Annotated in this window: 11 protein-coding genes; 4 read left to right on the top strand and 7 right to left on the bottom strand. The window is 41.1% G+C overall.

The features are described 5' to 3' along the window. Positions 1–214 precede the first annotated feature (214 nt). A complete protein-coding gene (locus tag JWQ85_RS16100; protein WP_299469790.1) occupies positions 215–1522 on the top strand; it encodes an IPT/TIG domain-containing protein in 1308 nt (435 codons plus the stop codon). A gap of 5 nt (positions 1523–1527) precedes the next feature. Here the strand turns inward: JWQ85_RS16100 and JWQ85_RS16105 are convergent, their stop codons facing one another. Continuing rightward, positions 1528–3420 carry an ATP-dependent DNA helicase RecQ gene (locus JWQ85_RS16105; RefSeq protein WP_299469792.1) on the bottom strand — a complete coding sequence of 631 codons (1893 nt, stop codon included), beginning with the start codon at positions 3418–3420 and terminating at the stop codon, positions 1528–1530. A gap of 231 nt (positions 3421–3651) precedes the next feature. Then, positions 3652–4938 (bottom strand): citrate synthase, encoded by a 1287-nt coding sequence (locus JWQ85_RS16110; RefSeq protein ID WP_299469794.1) that lies wholly within the window; start codon positions 4936–4938, stop codon positions 3652–3654. Between the two features lie 149 nt (positions 4939–5087). Here JWQ85_RS16110 and JWQ85_RS16115 point away from each other — a divergent pair, with 149 nt between their 5' ends. Continuing rightward, the gene (locus JWQ85_RS16115) at positions 5088–8372 is read left to right on the top strand and encodes a PAS domain S-box protein (RefSeq protein WP_299469796.1); all 3285 of its coding nucleotides are present in this window, start codon (positions 5088–5090) and stop codon (positions 8370–8372) included. Between the two features lie 327 nt (positions 8373–8699). Here the strand turns inward: JWQ85_RS16115 and JWQ85_RS16120 are convergent, their stop codons facing one another. Further along, the gene (locus JWQ85_RS16120) at positions 8700–9947 is read right to left on the bottom strand and encodes an ABC transporter permease (protein WP_299469798.1); all 1248 of its coding nucleotides are present in this window, start codon (positions 9945–9947) and stop codon (positions 8700–8702) included. 199 nt (positions 9948–10146) lie between these two features. Between JWQ85_RS16120 and queA the strand changes: the two genes are divergently transcribed. Together queA and JWQ85_RS16130 are read left to right on the top strand one after the other, a co-directional pair. Continuing rightward, positions 10147–11196, top strand: coding sequence for a tRNA preQ1(34) S-adenosylmethionine ribosyltransferase-isomerase QueA (gene queA / locus JWQ85_RS16125; protein WP_299469800.1), 1050 nt, complete (start codon positions 10147–10149; stop codon positions 11194–11196). A gap of 558 nt (positions 11197–11754) precedes the next feature. Continuing rightward, a complete protein-coding gene (locus tag JWQ85_RS16130; protein WP_299469802.1) occupies positions 11755–12477 on the top strand; it encodes a 2-C-methyl-D-erythritol 4-phosphate cytidylyltransferase in 723 nt (240 codons plus the stop codon). Positions 12478–12506: 29 nt separating this feature from the next. Here JWQ85_RS16130 and JWQ85_RS16135 read toward each other — a convergent pair whose 3' ends face one another. The 4 genes from JWQ85_RS16135 to JWQ85_RS16150 all read right to left on the bottom strand — a co-directional run. Beyond that, positions 12507–12656: a lmo0937 family membrane protein gene (locus tag JWQ85_RS16135; RefSeq protein WP_299469804.1), complete on the bottom strand. Its 150-nt coding sequence runs from the start codon at positions 12654–12656 to the stop codon at positions 12507–12509. Positions 12657–12786: 130 nt separating this feature from the next. Next, the gene (locus JWQ85_RS16140; protein ID WP_134337579.1) at positions 12787–12933 is read right to left on the bottom strand and encodes a lmo0937 family membrane protein; all 147 of its coding nucleotides are present in this window, start codon (positions 12931–12933) and stop codon (positions 12787–12789) included. A 125-nt stretch (positions 12934–13058) separates the two neighbouring features. Further along, entirely contained in the window at positions 13059–13280 is a 222-nt protein-coding gene (locus JWQ85_RS16145; protein ID WP_002996718.1) for a DUF2795 domain-containing protein, read from the bottom strand. An 85-nt stretch (positions 13281–13365) separates the two neighbouring features. Then, a partial coding sequence (locus JWQ85_RS16150) for an ATP:cob(I)alamin adenosyltransferase (RefSeq protein ID WP_299469808.1) occupies positions 13366–13656 on the bottom strand: 291 nt, incomplete at its 5' end.

Raw genomic sequence — 13656 nt, forward strand, 5'->3', positions numbered from 1 at the left:
CTTATCAGAAAGCGATACTTATTTAAATAGTTACGTTTTAAAGTGAGGTCATTGTTAATGTTTCGCATAACGTTTTAGCTTTATTCTTTAAAGCTAATTCTGTTACCGAATTAGTTGACCTTTACAGCATCGGCAAAAGGGATGGGTCTGTCAACTTTTAAAAATCTTGTTTCGTGTAAGCCATTAATTATCCTTAATTATGTAACCATAAACTATGGTAGCATTTTTCAGGGACAGGGCATTTACTTTTATCTCGATACTTTTATTGGCAACCTGTTTGCCGGCTTGTAAAAAAGACAAGCAAAAACCGATAGAGATCCCGCAGGATATTCCTGTAAGCATTACTTCGCTGAGCGTAAATTCAGGGTCGTGTAATACGGTTGTTGAAATTAATGGCAAGATGTTTAATAGCGACGCGACCAAGGATTCCGTATATTTTAATGGAAAAGCCGCGAAAATAATATCAGCTACCGATACTAAAATAGTTGTAATAGTTCCGTTAAGCGCGGGTGCGGGCAAAGTAAGTGTATCAGTTAATAATGGTACACCAGCTATGGGGCCGGTGTTTACTTATACATCCGCTATGATGGTAACTACCTATGCGGGGCTAAATGGCGAAGGTATATATGATAGTAGGAAGAAAAAGATGAGTTTTCATTACTTACGCGATATTACCATAGATATGCTGGGAAGTATTTATGCTATAGAGATTAATATCGCTCAATTAGACAAAATTGACGGCTCCGGAACCGCGTCCCTTTTTCTTAGAGGCGATTCTTTCTACGAAGAAGGCACTAATTCTCCAAGTTTTTTTAGTAACCCTTACAAAGTAACGACAGATGCAAAAGGCAACGTGTACGTAGTAGACGATTTTTACGGCAGCAGGATATTTAAGATAACCCCCAATCGTATCATAAAAATGATCTCTACAAAATACAACCCATTGTTACACAATATAGGCCAGGTTAGCGGCATTGTAGTAGACCCTGAAGGGACTATTTTTGTGGCTACAGATCATGATATAAGGAAAATAAGTACGGATGGTGTGTTATCCGTTATTGCCGGGGGCGAGAATGGATATAATGACGGCATAGGCACATCGGCACGTTTTGAAAACCTCAGCGGACTAACAATTGACCAAAGCGGTAACTTGTATGCAATTGACATGCGCCGCATACGTAAAATAACAAAAGAAGGTGTTGTAACCACTTTTGCAGGGAACGAAACGGGTGGGCTAAAAAACGGTGTGGGTACCCAGGCTACGTTTGGATTCTCTACAGCAATAGTCGCTGATGCCAAAGGAAACATTTATGTTGCCGACCCCGACAACTTCGTAATACGTAAAATTACCCCTGAAAGAGAGGTAACGACTTTTGCAGGCACCGGCTGGCCTGGAACAACAGATGGCCTAAGCCAAAACGCATCTTTCTCATCACTTTCGGGTATAACTGTTGATGCCGCCGGCATTGTTTATGTTTCAGAAGGTTTCCCTGGCATTATAAGAAAAATAGGGTTGCAATAACTTCCTTACAAATAATAATTCCCGCCATCTGTTTTTATCTTACCGGCATCCAGCAGTAAGCGAATGGTTTCTATGCGTTCCTTTTCGGTACCAAGCTTGAGGGAAGTTATCAATTCATCTATGGTGCGCGCATCGGTGCTCAGCAGTTCTACTATCTCATTGGTGATATCGTCAAATATTTCGTCGGCGTTTTTTTGGCGGCGTTCTTCCAGACAAACATCGCATACGCCGCATTTGCTCGCGTTGGTTTCATCAAAGTAACCAAGCAACATTTGGCTACGGCAGCGTTTATGTTCCGCGTAAGCGAAAACAGCCTCCATCTTTTTACGATAGGTCTCTTTACGCTGATCTATAAACACCTTATTTATATACAGGTTATTGGCGTGCTGCCGTGGTTTTAACCAGGTTATCTGCGGTTTATCTGTTTGGGGCAGGTAACTTAACAGGTTAAAATCCTGCAATTGTTTTAAGCCATTAATAACCTGCTGGGTGTTCATGCCGGTACGTTTGGCTATATCAAACTCTTTTACACGTACATAATTCTCGAAAGAGCCGCCATACGAACGCAGCAAGGTTTTAATAAATTGATCCCAACCAGAGTTTTGGATCTGGAAATTATACAATTCTTCATTCAACACCTCAAACCTGAATCGCGAGGGCAGAAAAACGCTTTCGTTAAAGGCCACGTACTCATCCTGCTCTAAAAATTTTAAGGCATTAAGGGTTTTAATGGCATCCAGTTGAAAACGACTGCAAAACTCACCCAGATCAAGATCAAAGCTCACCCCCTCGCCGGCATCATAGGCTATCTGGCAATAATTGGCCAGGTAATGGTAAACCTGCTTTATCTCCTCAACCGATGGGAAGTTTTGGATAAATTTCTTTTCCTGCCTTATTCTGTCTGTTGGGTTATACAATAGTACAGCGTAGGCCCTTTTCTCATCACGACCTCCCCTGCCTGCCTCCTGGTAATAGGCTTCCAGACTATCGGGCATATCTTTATGTATCACAAACCTCACGTCGGGTTTATCAATCCCCATCCCAAAGGCATTTGTTGCTACCATGATACGGTTGCGGTTATTCTTCCATGCTTCCTGCTTTGCCGACCGCTCGTCAGTTGGCAGGCCGGCGTGGTAATAATCGGCCTGTATATGGTTTTGCTGATAAAATTTAGCTATTTCAAACGTTTCTTTACGGCTGCGTACATATACTATACCACTACCGCTTATGCCATTGGCCACGTCCAGCAGCTTGCGGAATTTATCTTCGGTGGTTTGCACCACGTAGCGTAAGTTTTTACGCTCAAAACTTTGCTGATAAATTATGCCTTGTTTAAATAAAAGCTTTTCCTGTATATCGTCCCTTACTTCGGCGGTAGCTGTGGCGGTTAAAGCCAGCACGGGCACATTAGGGTGCAGCTCGCGCAGATCAGAAATATGCAGGTACGACGGGCGGAAATCATAACCCCATTGCGAAATACAATGCGCCTCGTCAACCGCGAAAAGATTAACCTTCATATATTTGATCCGCTCGCGAACCAGTTCGGATAGTAAACGCTCTGGTGACAGGTACAAAAACTTTACCGGGCCATAAACGCAATTATCCAAAGCAATATCTACTTCCCGCTTGCCCATGCCCGATACTATGGCTATGGCCTCAATCCCTTTTGCCTTCAGGTTTTCTACCTGGTCTTTCATCAGGGCTATCAGGGGCGATACCACAATACAGATCCCCTCCCGGGCAAGGGTGGGCACCTGGAAACATACCGATTTACCGCCGCCTGTTGGCAGTAAAGCTAATGTATCTGTACCCTGCAATACCGATGTGATGATCTCTTCCTGCAACGGCCGGAAGCTGTCATGTCCCCAATACTGCTTTAATATTTCGCGTGTGGTCATTGCTTGTATAAAAAAAGCCCGTCGTGCGGCGGGCTTTAAATTATGTAATATTTTTTAAAATCTGTGAGTTTACTCATCCGGTCTTTGCTTGACCAGCGTAGCGTAATCGGGGTGAGTCAATCGGCAATAAGGCCGGCTTGGCCTCACCTAAATCCTCTCCAAAGGGGAGGACTTAAGCTACAGCGTTAATTTTCAAACTCACTCTCCTTTGGAGAGGGTTGGGGTGAGGCTCTACCTTTTCTTAATATCCGTATACTCTCTGTTTGTTTCGCCAACATATACCTGGCGCGGGCGGCCAATAGGCTCTTTGTTAGCTTTCATTTCTTTCCATTGGGCAATCCATCCCGGCAGGCGGCCTAAAGCAAACAGTACGGTAAACATATCTGTAGGGAAACCAAGCGCGGTATAAATAATACCCGAGTAAAAATCTACATTAGGGTAAAGCTTGCGCTCTACAAAGTATGGATCGTTAAGGGCTACTTCTTCCAGCTTTTTGGCTATCTCTAAAGTTTCATCGTTGATACCTAATTTTTCAAGAATATCATCGCATGCCTTTTTAATGATCTTGGCACGCGGGTCAAAATTCTTGTAAACCCTGTGGCCAAAACCCATCAAACGGAACGGATCATTTTTATCTTTTGCTTTGGCTATCCATTTATCGGTATCGCCGCCGTCTTCTTTTATTTGTTGCAGCATTTCTACCACTGCCTGGTTAGCACCACCATGCAGCGGGCCCCAAAGCGCAGAGATCCCTGCAGATATTGACGCGTAAAGGTTAGCATCTGATGAACCTACTATACGCACGGTTGATGTTGAACAGTTTTGCTCATGATCGGCATGCAGTATCAGCAGCTTGTTCATTGCGCTAACTACAACCGGGTCTATCTCTGTATCTTCTGTACGCTGCCCAAAGGTCATGTACATAAAGTTGGTTACATAATCCAGTTTGTTACGTGGGTATATAACCGGGTGCCCTAATGATTTTTTGTATATCCATGATACAATAGTGCTCATTTTGGCAATCAGTTTTATGATCTCCAGGTTTACCTCTTCGGCAGTTAGGCCCGGTTTTAATGATGCCGGGTTAAAGGCAGCCAGCGCGCCAATTAATGATGACAACTGCCCCATTGGGTGCGAACCCGAAGGGAAGCCATCAAAAAATTTCTTCATATCCTCGTGTACAAGGGTATGGTGGCTTATTTCAAATTCAAATGCCTGCAGTTGTTCGGCAGTTGGCAGGTTACCATATATTAATAAGTAGGCCACTTCAATAAAGCTGGAATTTTCTGCCAGTTGCTCTATAGAATAACCACGGTATTTTAATATACCTACTTCGCCATCTAAAAAAGTTATAGCACTTTTTGTAGCACCGGTATTTTTGTAACCAATATCTAACGTAACATATCCACTCTGATCGCGCAGTTTAGAAATATCAATAGCCTTTTCGCCCTCGGTACCTTCTATCACCGGCAAATCGTAAGTTTTATCACCAATCTTTAATTGTGCAGTTTCAGACATAGAATTTAAAATAGTATTTGCAACAAATGTAAATAAATCTGCGTATTATTAGCCTTTAAGATATATTTACTCTTTGTAAAATTCTTATTAAGTAATTATGGCTTTATCCCCTATGTTGTTTGGTATAATTAAAAAACTGGCCGCTGTATATGTCGTTTAAAAACAGGGTGCTGCTATTAATTGAAAACGACATTACTATTTACAGGCTTATTTTATTGGGCTTATTTATAGCCAGTCCATCCCTGCATTACCTGTGCTACAACAATTCTTATGATCCTATTTGGCTGCGTTTAGTTAACTGCGCTTTTTGTATAGTAACCTTAGCCTTATCGTACAGTAAAAACAAGGGCCTGTTTAAAGTTATGGTATACGTTACCATATGCTCGTACCTTTTTGTAAATAATTACATATTATTAGGTGTGAACAGTTTTGCGCACGTATATGTTTTCTGTTCCATCACCATATTTGTTGCTTTAACCTTATTTTGCAAACAACGCCGCGAGTTTATAAGCATTAGCATATTAAATATTATTGCTTTAGTTGCGGCCTACTACACCGCCCCAAAAGTTGGAATTTCGGTAAGTATACTTATTATTTTGCTGGTTGTTTTTACACTGATAGCCTATGTATCGTTCCTGGTAACGCTGGCTTATAAAATGCAGTTTAAAAAAGCGGTGAACAATATTATTCAGCTTAACGAATCATTAATAACTAATGCCGAAAAACTGCGCCACAGTCAACAGCAGCTGCATGCGCTTATCAGCTCTATTAATTATACCATTTTTGAGTTTGACGAGAATAGGATTTGCATTAATGTATGGTTCGGCCCGCAAACTCCCGACTATTTAAAGGCCGAATCTTTCCTGAATAGAACATTGATAGAAGCTATTGGCCCCGAAAGGGCTAAACCATTTTTGGAGGCTTATGACTATGTTTTAAAGTATACTAAAAGCATTAGCCTGGAGTTTGAATCGGTATATGGCGAGCCTGCATGGTTTATAGCGAAAGCATCGCCGGTGGTTGATATTAACGGTAACTATACCAGGCGCATATCTATTGCAGTTACAGATATAACAGAGCAAAAGAAACATGCCGATGCTTTAATTGAAAATAAGAACCTGCTGCTACAAGCCCAGGACATTGCCAAAACAGGCAACTGGTGGTACGAAAGCGAGAACAAAAAGAACTACTGGTCAGAAAACCTTTTCAATATATTAGAGATAACCTATATCCCAGAAGGTTTTACCAGGTTTGAATATTACCTGAGCCTGGTGCACCCGGACGACCGTGACATGGCCGCCAACTATTTATCCCATATTAATTCGGTTGTAGAAAATAGCCTGGAACATAAATTTATTACCCCAAATGGCAATTTAAAATATTTAAAAATATTACGCGGCGATTTACTGCAGGATGAGGATGGCCAATTGAAACGTGTGGTTGGTATTATACAGGATGTTACCGAATCTAAACTGAGAGAGAAAGCGATAAAGATCAGTCAGGCCGAATTACTTGAAGCCCAAACCATTGCTAAAATAGGTAACTGGAAATGGGATAGCACATCAAATATGTTATCCTGGAGTGATGAAGTTAACTCCATTTACGAGGTATGTAACACAGATGCTGCGGTATCGCGCTTTGGTAAATTACTGTTAAAATATATACACCCGGATGATAAGTATATTGTAAAACATCTTTTTAAAGATGCTGATAATAGTGGCGCCTCATACGAATACCGCATTATTACGCCAAAAGGGAATATTAAACACATCAGCGTTATTCCCGGTAAACTAATGTATCGTGAAGATGGTACGGTACGTAAAATTATTGGTACCCTGCAAGATATTACCCAACGCAAACAAGCCGAAATTGATTACCGCAGAACCGAGAACAAATACCGATTAGTACTGGAAACCATAAAACTGGTAGCTCTATCATTAGATGCCCAGGGCCGGGTTATTTTTTGCAATAAATACCTGGCCAATTTGCTGGGATACAGCCAGATGGAAATATTGGGTATGGACTGGATGGAACACTTTGTAACCGATGAACACCGGGATATATTGAGGGGATGGTTCAGCAATAACGCCATAAGGGCACATTACGTTAACCCAATTATTTGCCGCAATGGCGAACTGCGCACCATTAGCTGGCAAAACACGGTTAGTTATGACGAGAATGGCAACATTAAAGAAACTACCAGTATTGGCGAAGATATAACCATACAGCAAAAGGTAAGGGAGGAACTAATATCGGCCAAAGAACAGGCCGAGCGTTCTTCGCATTTCAAATCGGAGTTCCTGTCTATCATGAGCCACGAGATACGTACGCCAATGAACGCTGTTATAGGTACAACCAACCTGCTGTTAGAAGAAAGCCCAAAACCCGAGCAACTGGAGTACCTAAACACTCTTAAGTTTAGCAGCGAAAATTTGTTGGCTATCATTAATGATATTTTAGATTATAATAAAATAGAGGCCGGCAAACTGCAGTTGAGCAATATACCGTTCAACATACACCAGCTGGTGCAAAATATCAGGCAATCGTTCTATTTAAAAGCAGTTGAGAAGAACCTTGATATTGAACTGATAGCAGATGACAGCATCCCCGAATTTTTAATGGGCGACCAGATCCGCCTGGGGCAGATACTCACAAACCTGGTGAGTAACGCGGTTAAGTTTACGCATGAAGGCAAGGTGAGCATTGTGCTGGAAAACGAGGGGCAGATAAGCAGCAACGAAGTATCCATTAAATTTACAATAGCCGATACAGGCATTGGCATTGCTGCCGAAAACATTGCCATTGTGTTTGACCCATTTATACAAGGGCCACAAACCATTAGCCATAATTATGGTGGCACTGGCTTAGGGCTGGCTATTACCAAACGCCTTATAGAGCTTTACGAAAGCAGTATACAAGTGTTTAGCGAATTGGGTAAAGGCACCAAATTTATTTTCTCCATTCGCTTTCCTACGGCAGGGCAAGCAACTCACTTGCCAAACACATCTGTTATCAATACCAGTGTTATACTGCCACCTAACCTTAACGGCATGCGTATTTTAGTTGTTGATGATAACAAAATGAACCTGATGATAGCGGCAAAATTCCTTAAAAAATGGCAAGCCAGTGTAGATGAAGCCATTAATGGCCAAATAGCTGTTGATATGGTAAAAAGAACCCTTTACGACATGATTATAATGGACTTACAGATGCCGGTAATGGACGGTTTTGAAGCAACAGCAATTATTAAACAAAACCACCCGGACCTACCTGTTATAGCCTTCACTGCCGATGCAATGCCCGAAACCCACAACAAAGCTTTTGAGGCCGGTATGTGCGATTATTTGACCAAGCCTTTCATTCCGGATGTATTGTTTGAAAAAGTATCTAAATACCGTAGGGTGGTTATTCCTGCGGATGATTTGAAGATGTAGGTGTTAACTTATGTTTTCGTAAATTATTTCTCGCAAAGACGCTAAGACGCAATTGAATGAGTAAAATCTCTCCGCTGGTGTTGTCATTATAGGTGTTCGGACATAAAGTTGGGCTAAAGCCCATTTTTTTATTTCTCTATCCGTCCCATAAATGGGACGGCAATGACTAAGAAATTAAAAATCACTTCCATTTATCATTGCCGTTGGCTTTAGCCAACGGATTACAAACAAATCTTATAAGGCTTTAGCCAAAATTTGGAGTTTGAGCGTTATTTTGATCGTTTCGAACACCTGTGGTGGTGTCACCAACAACTTTACAACCTGTAATTAATTCGTCCTTATCGCTTCTACCGGATCAAGTTTTGAGGCAAAGTATGCCGGTATAATACCTGATAATACACCTATGGTAACAGATATGCTTATTCCGTATATAATATTCCCGGCATCAAGTACCACCTGCACATCTGCCGCGGCCTTCACCGCAAAAGTGCCCAGGTAAACCATGAACAGGCCTATAAGCCCACCCATAAGGCACAATGCAATGGCTTCTATTAAAAATTGCAATAAAATAAAGTAATTTTTAGCTCCAAGTGATTTTTGTATCCCAATGATGTTGGTACGCTCTTTAACCGATACAAACATGATATTGGCTATACCAAAACCACCCACCAGGATAGAAAACAAACCTATTATAAAACCACCCTTGTTAATGATACCAAAAAGCTGATCGAGCTGGTTGGTTAATATGGTTGATTTGTTCAGCGAAAAATCGTCCTCGCCACCCGGGCGGATACTGTGAATAGAACGCATTAAGCCGCGTACTTCACTCTCTACTTCCACGTCGCTAAGGTTATCCTGACCACGCACCACTATCTGCGGGTTGTATTTTTCGTTCTCGATATCAATAACGTTTTTGGCAAAATTTAGTGGCAGCAATATCTCGTTATCGCTGGTAATACCCAGCATATCTTTACCCTCTTTGGTAAATACGCCTATAATGGTAACCTTGCGGCCCATAATTTTTATTTGTTTACCAACACCTGTACCATCAGGGAAAAGCGCGTCGGCTATATCGGCACCAATAATTGTAACCGGTGCCCCTGTCCTCGATTCAATATCTGTAAAGTACCGGCCATCCTGAAAGTTAAAATTCCATGTTTTATCGTGATCGTGCGATACAGCATCTATCTGCGCGCCATCAACCGTGTTGCTCAGGTATTTAACGGTACGGTTATCAATGCCTATTTCATATGAAAGCGCTTTGGCTGTTTGGCTGCGGCGCGATAACTGTTCAAAGTCGCGCAGTTTAGGTACAGGCCTTTGCATATACTTCCACCACGGAAAGTTATCCTCGCCCACCCACGGCCATTTTTGTACATAAATACTATTGCTGCCCAGCTTATCCACGCTTTTTTGCAAGTTATTACGCAATGTATCAACTGCCGATGATACCGCTATAATGGTGAAAATACCAATGGTTACGCCCAATAACGAAAGCATTGTACGCAGCTTGTTTTGCCTGAGCGCATCGTACGCAAACAAGAAGCTTTCCCGGATAAGTTTTAGTATTATCATATCGTTATTTTGATGTAACCGGGCCTGCCGGGGGTATCGATTTTTGCTTTAATAAAAACAGTATTTGTTAGACTGTGTTAATGCAGTTAAGTTACAGTTATTTTTGATTTTAGTATTAACTGTATCATACCATCAAAAAAAGCGTGAAAAATAACAAAAAATCCGTACATTTGCGCCCTGAAAATTCATATATATAAGCATGAAATTATCTCAATTTAAATTCAATTTACCCGAATCATTAATTGCTCATTCTCCGTCAGATATACGTGACGAATCACGTTTAATGGTTCTACACCGCGATTCGGGCAAAATTGAGCATAAAATATTTAAGGATATACTGGATTATTTTGACGACCAGGATGTAATGATCCTGAACAATACAAAAGTGTTTCCGGCGCGTATGTATGGGAACAAAGAAAAGACAGGAGCTACCATTGAAGTATTTTTACTTCGCGAGCTAAACAAAGAACTTCGCCTTTGGGACGTTTTGGTTGACCCTGCCCGTAAAATACGTGTAGGTAACAAACTTTACTTTGGTGATGACGACTTGTTAATTGCCGAAGTTGTTGATAACACCACGTCACGTGGCCGTACCATCCGCTTCTTATTTGACGGTACCGACGAAGAGTTTCGCCGTAACGTGGAAATACTTGGTGAAACACCGCTTCCAAAATATATTAAACGCAAGGCTACTGCCGACGATAAAGAACGTTACCAAACCATATTTGCTAAGCACGAAGGCGCTGTTGCCGCCCCTACTGCCGGCCTGCACTTTAGCCGCGAGCTAATGAAACGCCTTGAATTAAAAGGTGTTGAATTTGCCGAAGTCACCCTGCACGTTGGTTTAGGAACTTTCCGCCCGGTTGAGGTGGAAGATCTGACCAAGCACAAAATGGATTCGGAGCAGTTTATTATTGAAGATAAACAGGCTAATATCGTAAACCGTGGTATCGAAAGAAAAAAACGCATTTGCGCTGTTGGTACAACATCAATGCGTGCTATTGAGTCGGCTGTTTCTGCCGGTGGGATATTAAAACCCGCTAACGACTGGACCAGCAAATTCATTTTCCCGCCATACGAGTTTAGCATTGCCAACTCTATGATCACCAATTTCCACACACCAGAGTCAACGCTATTAATGATGGTTAGCGCATTTGGCGGTTACGAACATGTAATGAATGCTTATGAAGTAGCGGTAAAAGAAAAATACCGTTTCTACAGCTACGGCGACGCGATGCTGGTTATTTAATTTCGGATTTCGAAGTTTCGATTTCGGATTTATCATACAAAATGTCATTCCTATGGGAATGACATTTTTATTTACCGGCAAATCGTAAATTAGCCTCCGCATGCAGATCCGAAATTGAATATCTGAATTACCTTCACCTTGTAACTTACTCATGAAACTGCTTTATATATTAATTTTTGCTGTTGCGAACACGATCATTTACATTAAGTTAAACAAACCGGGAAATATTACCAATAAGCAATTTTGTTTCTTTATTGCTTTTCTTTTTGTTTTTGCCGCGTTGCACTTTTTAAATCTCCCGTTTTTGCTGCCTTCTCAAAGCATTATACAGCTTATTTTCATTATATGGACACCTGCTATAGTTTATTTTTGGTTTAAGTTTATAGTTTTACGAAGTGTAAATACGGATATAGCTAACGAAAACTTCAAAAGTTTTTGCATTAAAGCATTTTCGGTATTTTTTCTTAATGTTCCCTATATATTTGCGTTTATCATGGAATGCGGCGTGATCATGAATCCACAAAATTTTAAATAAGAGCGTTTATATTGCACAGAAACATGCAGGTCACAAATCCGAAATCCGAAATCCGAAATTCGAAATCAACTTACGCCATCATCGTTGCAGGTGGCTCGGGTAGCCGGATGCGATCGGTATTGCCTAAGCAGTTTATTGAGCTTTGCGGCGAACCGGTGTTGATGCATACTATCAGGGTGTTTCATGAAAGCGCGTCATCGCCACAAATTATTTTGGCCCTGCATGCAGATTATCATCAACTATGGGCAACGCTTTGCAGCAAGCATAATTTCACCATCCCGCACCTTTTAATTGCCGGTGGCGAAACCCGTTTCCATTCTGTTAAAAATGCGATTGATCAAATTACCGGGATAGATGCACTAATTGCTATACACGACGCTGTAAGGCCGCTGGTAAGCGCAGATATTATCAATGAAGCTTACAGATGCGCAGCAGCGCATGGAAGCGCTGTAACAGCCGTTAAAAGCCGCGATTCTATCAGGCAGATAAAAGATGGTACATCAACCAATTTAAACCGCGACAGCATTTACCTGGTACAAACCCCGCAAACCTTTCAATTGGCTTTATTAAAGAAAGCTTACGAACAGCCTTATACGGATAATTTTACCGATGATGCTTCGGTTGTAGAGCAAAGCGGCGTAAAAATCACATTGATAGAGGGCGATCACAGCAATATCAAAATTACTTTCCCCGAGGATATTGCCATTGCCGAAGCCCTTATAAACAAAAAAAGCCACCAGCTTTAAGCTGATGGCTGTAAGTACGATAAAATTTATCAGGCCCTTCTTATTACACCTAATAATAAAGCGATTATGGCTATTACCAATAATACGTGAATAATATTACCGCCAAATGGAGAGATAAATGCTCCAAATATCCATACTATTACCAAAATAACTGCGATGGTGTACAATAAGCTTCTCATAGTGTTGTGTGTTTAATTAGTTTTTTTTATTGATGTATATTATAAACCAACATTATTATAAAAAGTTTTGCGCATGAAAAACTCTGTATCAACAGGGTTCTCGTGTTATTAGTTATTAAATTATCCCGGCTCAAGCCCTCCTGATAACGCCTAAAAGCAATGCTATAATAGCTATAACCAGCAGTATATGGATAATACCAGTAGAACCTGCGTAAAAAAATCCGAATGCCCATCCTATAACCAGGATAACAGCGATAATGTATAATAAACCTCTCATGTTAAATATTTTTAGTGTAAGCAATTGTTTGTTTACTCCATAAAGCTAAAATCATTCCAAAAGAGGCATAAAACAAAAAAAAGCCCTGCATGCAGGGCTTCTCAATAGTTTAACCGAAGATAAAGTTAATACTCGTCTTCGTTAAAAAAGAAGTCGTCTTTGGTCGGGTAATCCGGCCATATCTCCTCTATGTTTTCATACGGTTCACCATCATCTTCAAGTGCCTGCAGGTTTTCAATAACCTCTACCGGCGCTCCTGAACGTATGGCGTAATCAATTAATTCGTCTTTTGTGGCAGGCCATGGCGCATCTTCAAGGTGCGATGCTAATTCAAGTGTCCAATACATGTTTTTATGTTAAAGTGGTAAATTTTGCTTTTTCGCAAAAGTATAATATTTTTAAATTGATTATCAATATTTTTTTGTAATATTTTTATATCCGTGGTATCCACTGGTTTTCAGGGATTTTATCAGCGTATCCTATCATCCTTGCAAGGGTGAACAAGTAATCGCTCAGCCTGTTCAGATAAATATTCACTTTTTCGTCAACCTTGCTCTCTTCTGCCAGGTGTACACTCAACCTTTCGGCCCTGCGGCATACGCAGCGTGCTATATGGCAGTACGATATAGCGTTGCTGCCACCAGGTAAAATAAAGTGCCGCAACTCGGGCAGGGTTTCGTTCATCCGGTCCATTTCCTTTTCAAGCAGTTCAATATCCTCGGG

The sequence above is a fragment of the Mucilaginibacter sp. genome (genome assembly GCF_028288105.1).
Taxonomy (GTDB): domain Bacteria; phylum Bacteroidota; class Bacteroidia; order Sphingobacteriales; family Sphingobacteriaceae; genus Mucilaginibacter.

Bases quoted from the DNA above. Each gene is read 5' to 3' on its own strand.
- JWQ85_RS16100 (WP_299469790.1), top strand. From the start codon at position 215: ATGGTAGCATTTTTCAGGGACAGGGCATTTACTTTTATCTCGATACTT.
- JWQ85_RS16105 (WP_299469792.1), bottom strand. From the start codon at position 3,420: ATGACCACACGCGAAATATTAAAGCAGTATTGGGGACATGACAGCTTC.
- JWQ85_RS16110 (WP_299469794.1), bottom strand. From the start codon at position 4,938: ATGTCTGAAACTGCACAATTAAAGATTGGTGATAAAACTTACGATTTG.
- JWQ85_RS16115 (WP_299469796.1), top strand. From the start codon at position 5,088: ATGTCGTTTAAAAACAGGGTGCTGCTATTAATTGAAAACGACATTACT.
- JWQ85_RS16120 (WP_299469798.1), bottom strand. From the start codon at position 9,947: ATGATAATACTAAAACTTATCCGGGAAAGCTTCTTGTTTGCGTACGAT.
- queA (WP_299469800.1), top strand. From the start codon at position 10,147: ATGAAATTATCTCAATTTAAATTCAATTTACCCGAATCATTAATTGCT.
- JWQ85_RS16130 (WP_299469802.1), top strand. From the start codon at position 11,755: ATGCAGGTCACAAATCCGAAATCCGAAATCCGAAATTCGAAATCAACT.
- JWQ85_RS16135 (WP_299469804.1), bottom strand. From the start codon at position 12,656: ATGAGAAGCTTATTGTACACCATCGCAGTTATTTTGGTAATAGTATGG.
- JWQ85_RS16140 (WP_134337579.1), bottom strand. From the start codon at position 12,933: ATGAGAGGTTTATTATACATTATCGCTGTTATCCTGGTTATAGGATGG.
- JWQ85_RS16145 (WP_002996718.1), bottom strand. From the start codon at position 13,280: ATGTATTGGACACTTGAATTAGCATCGCACCTTGAAGATGCGCCATGG.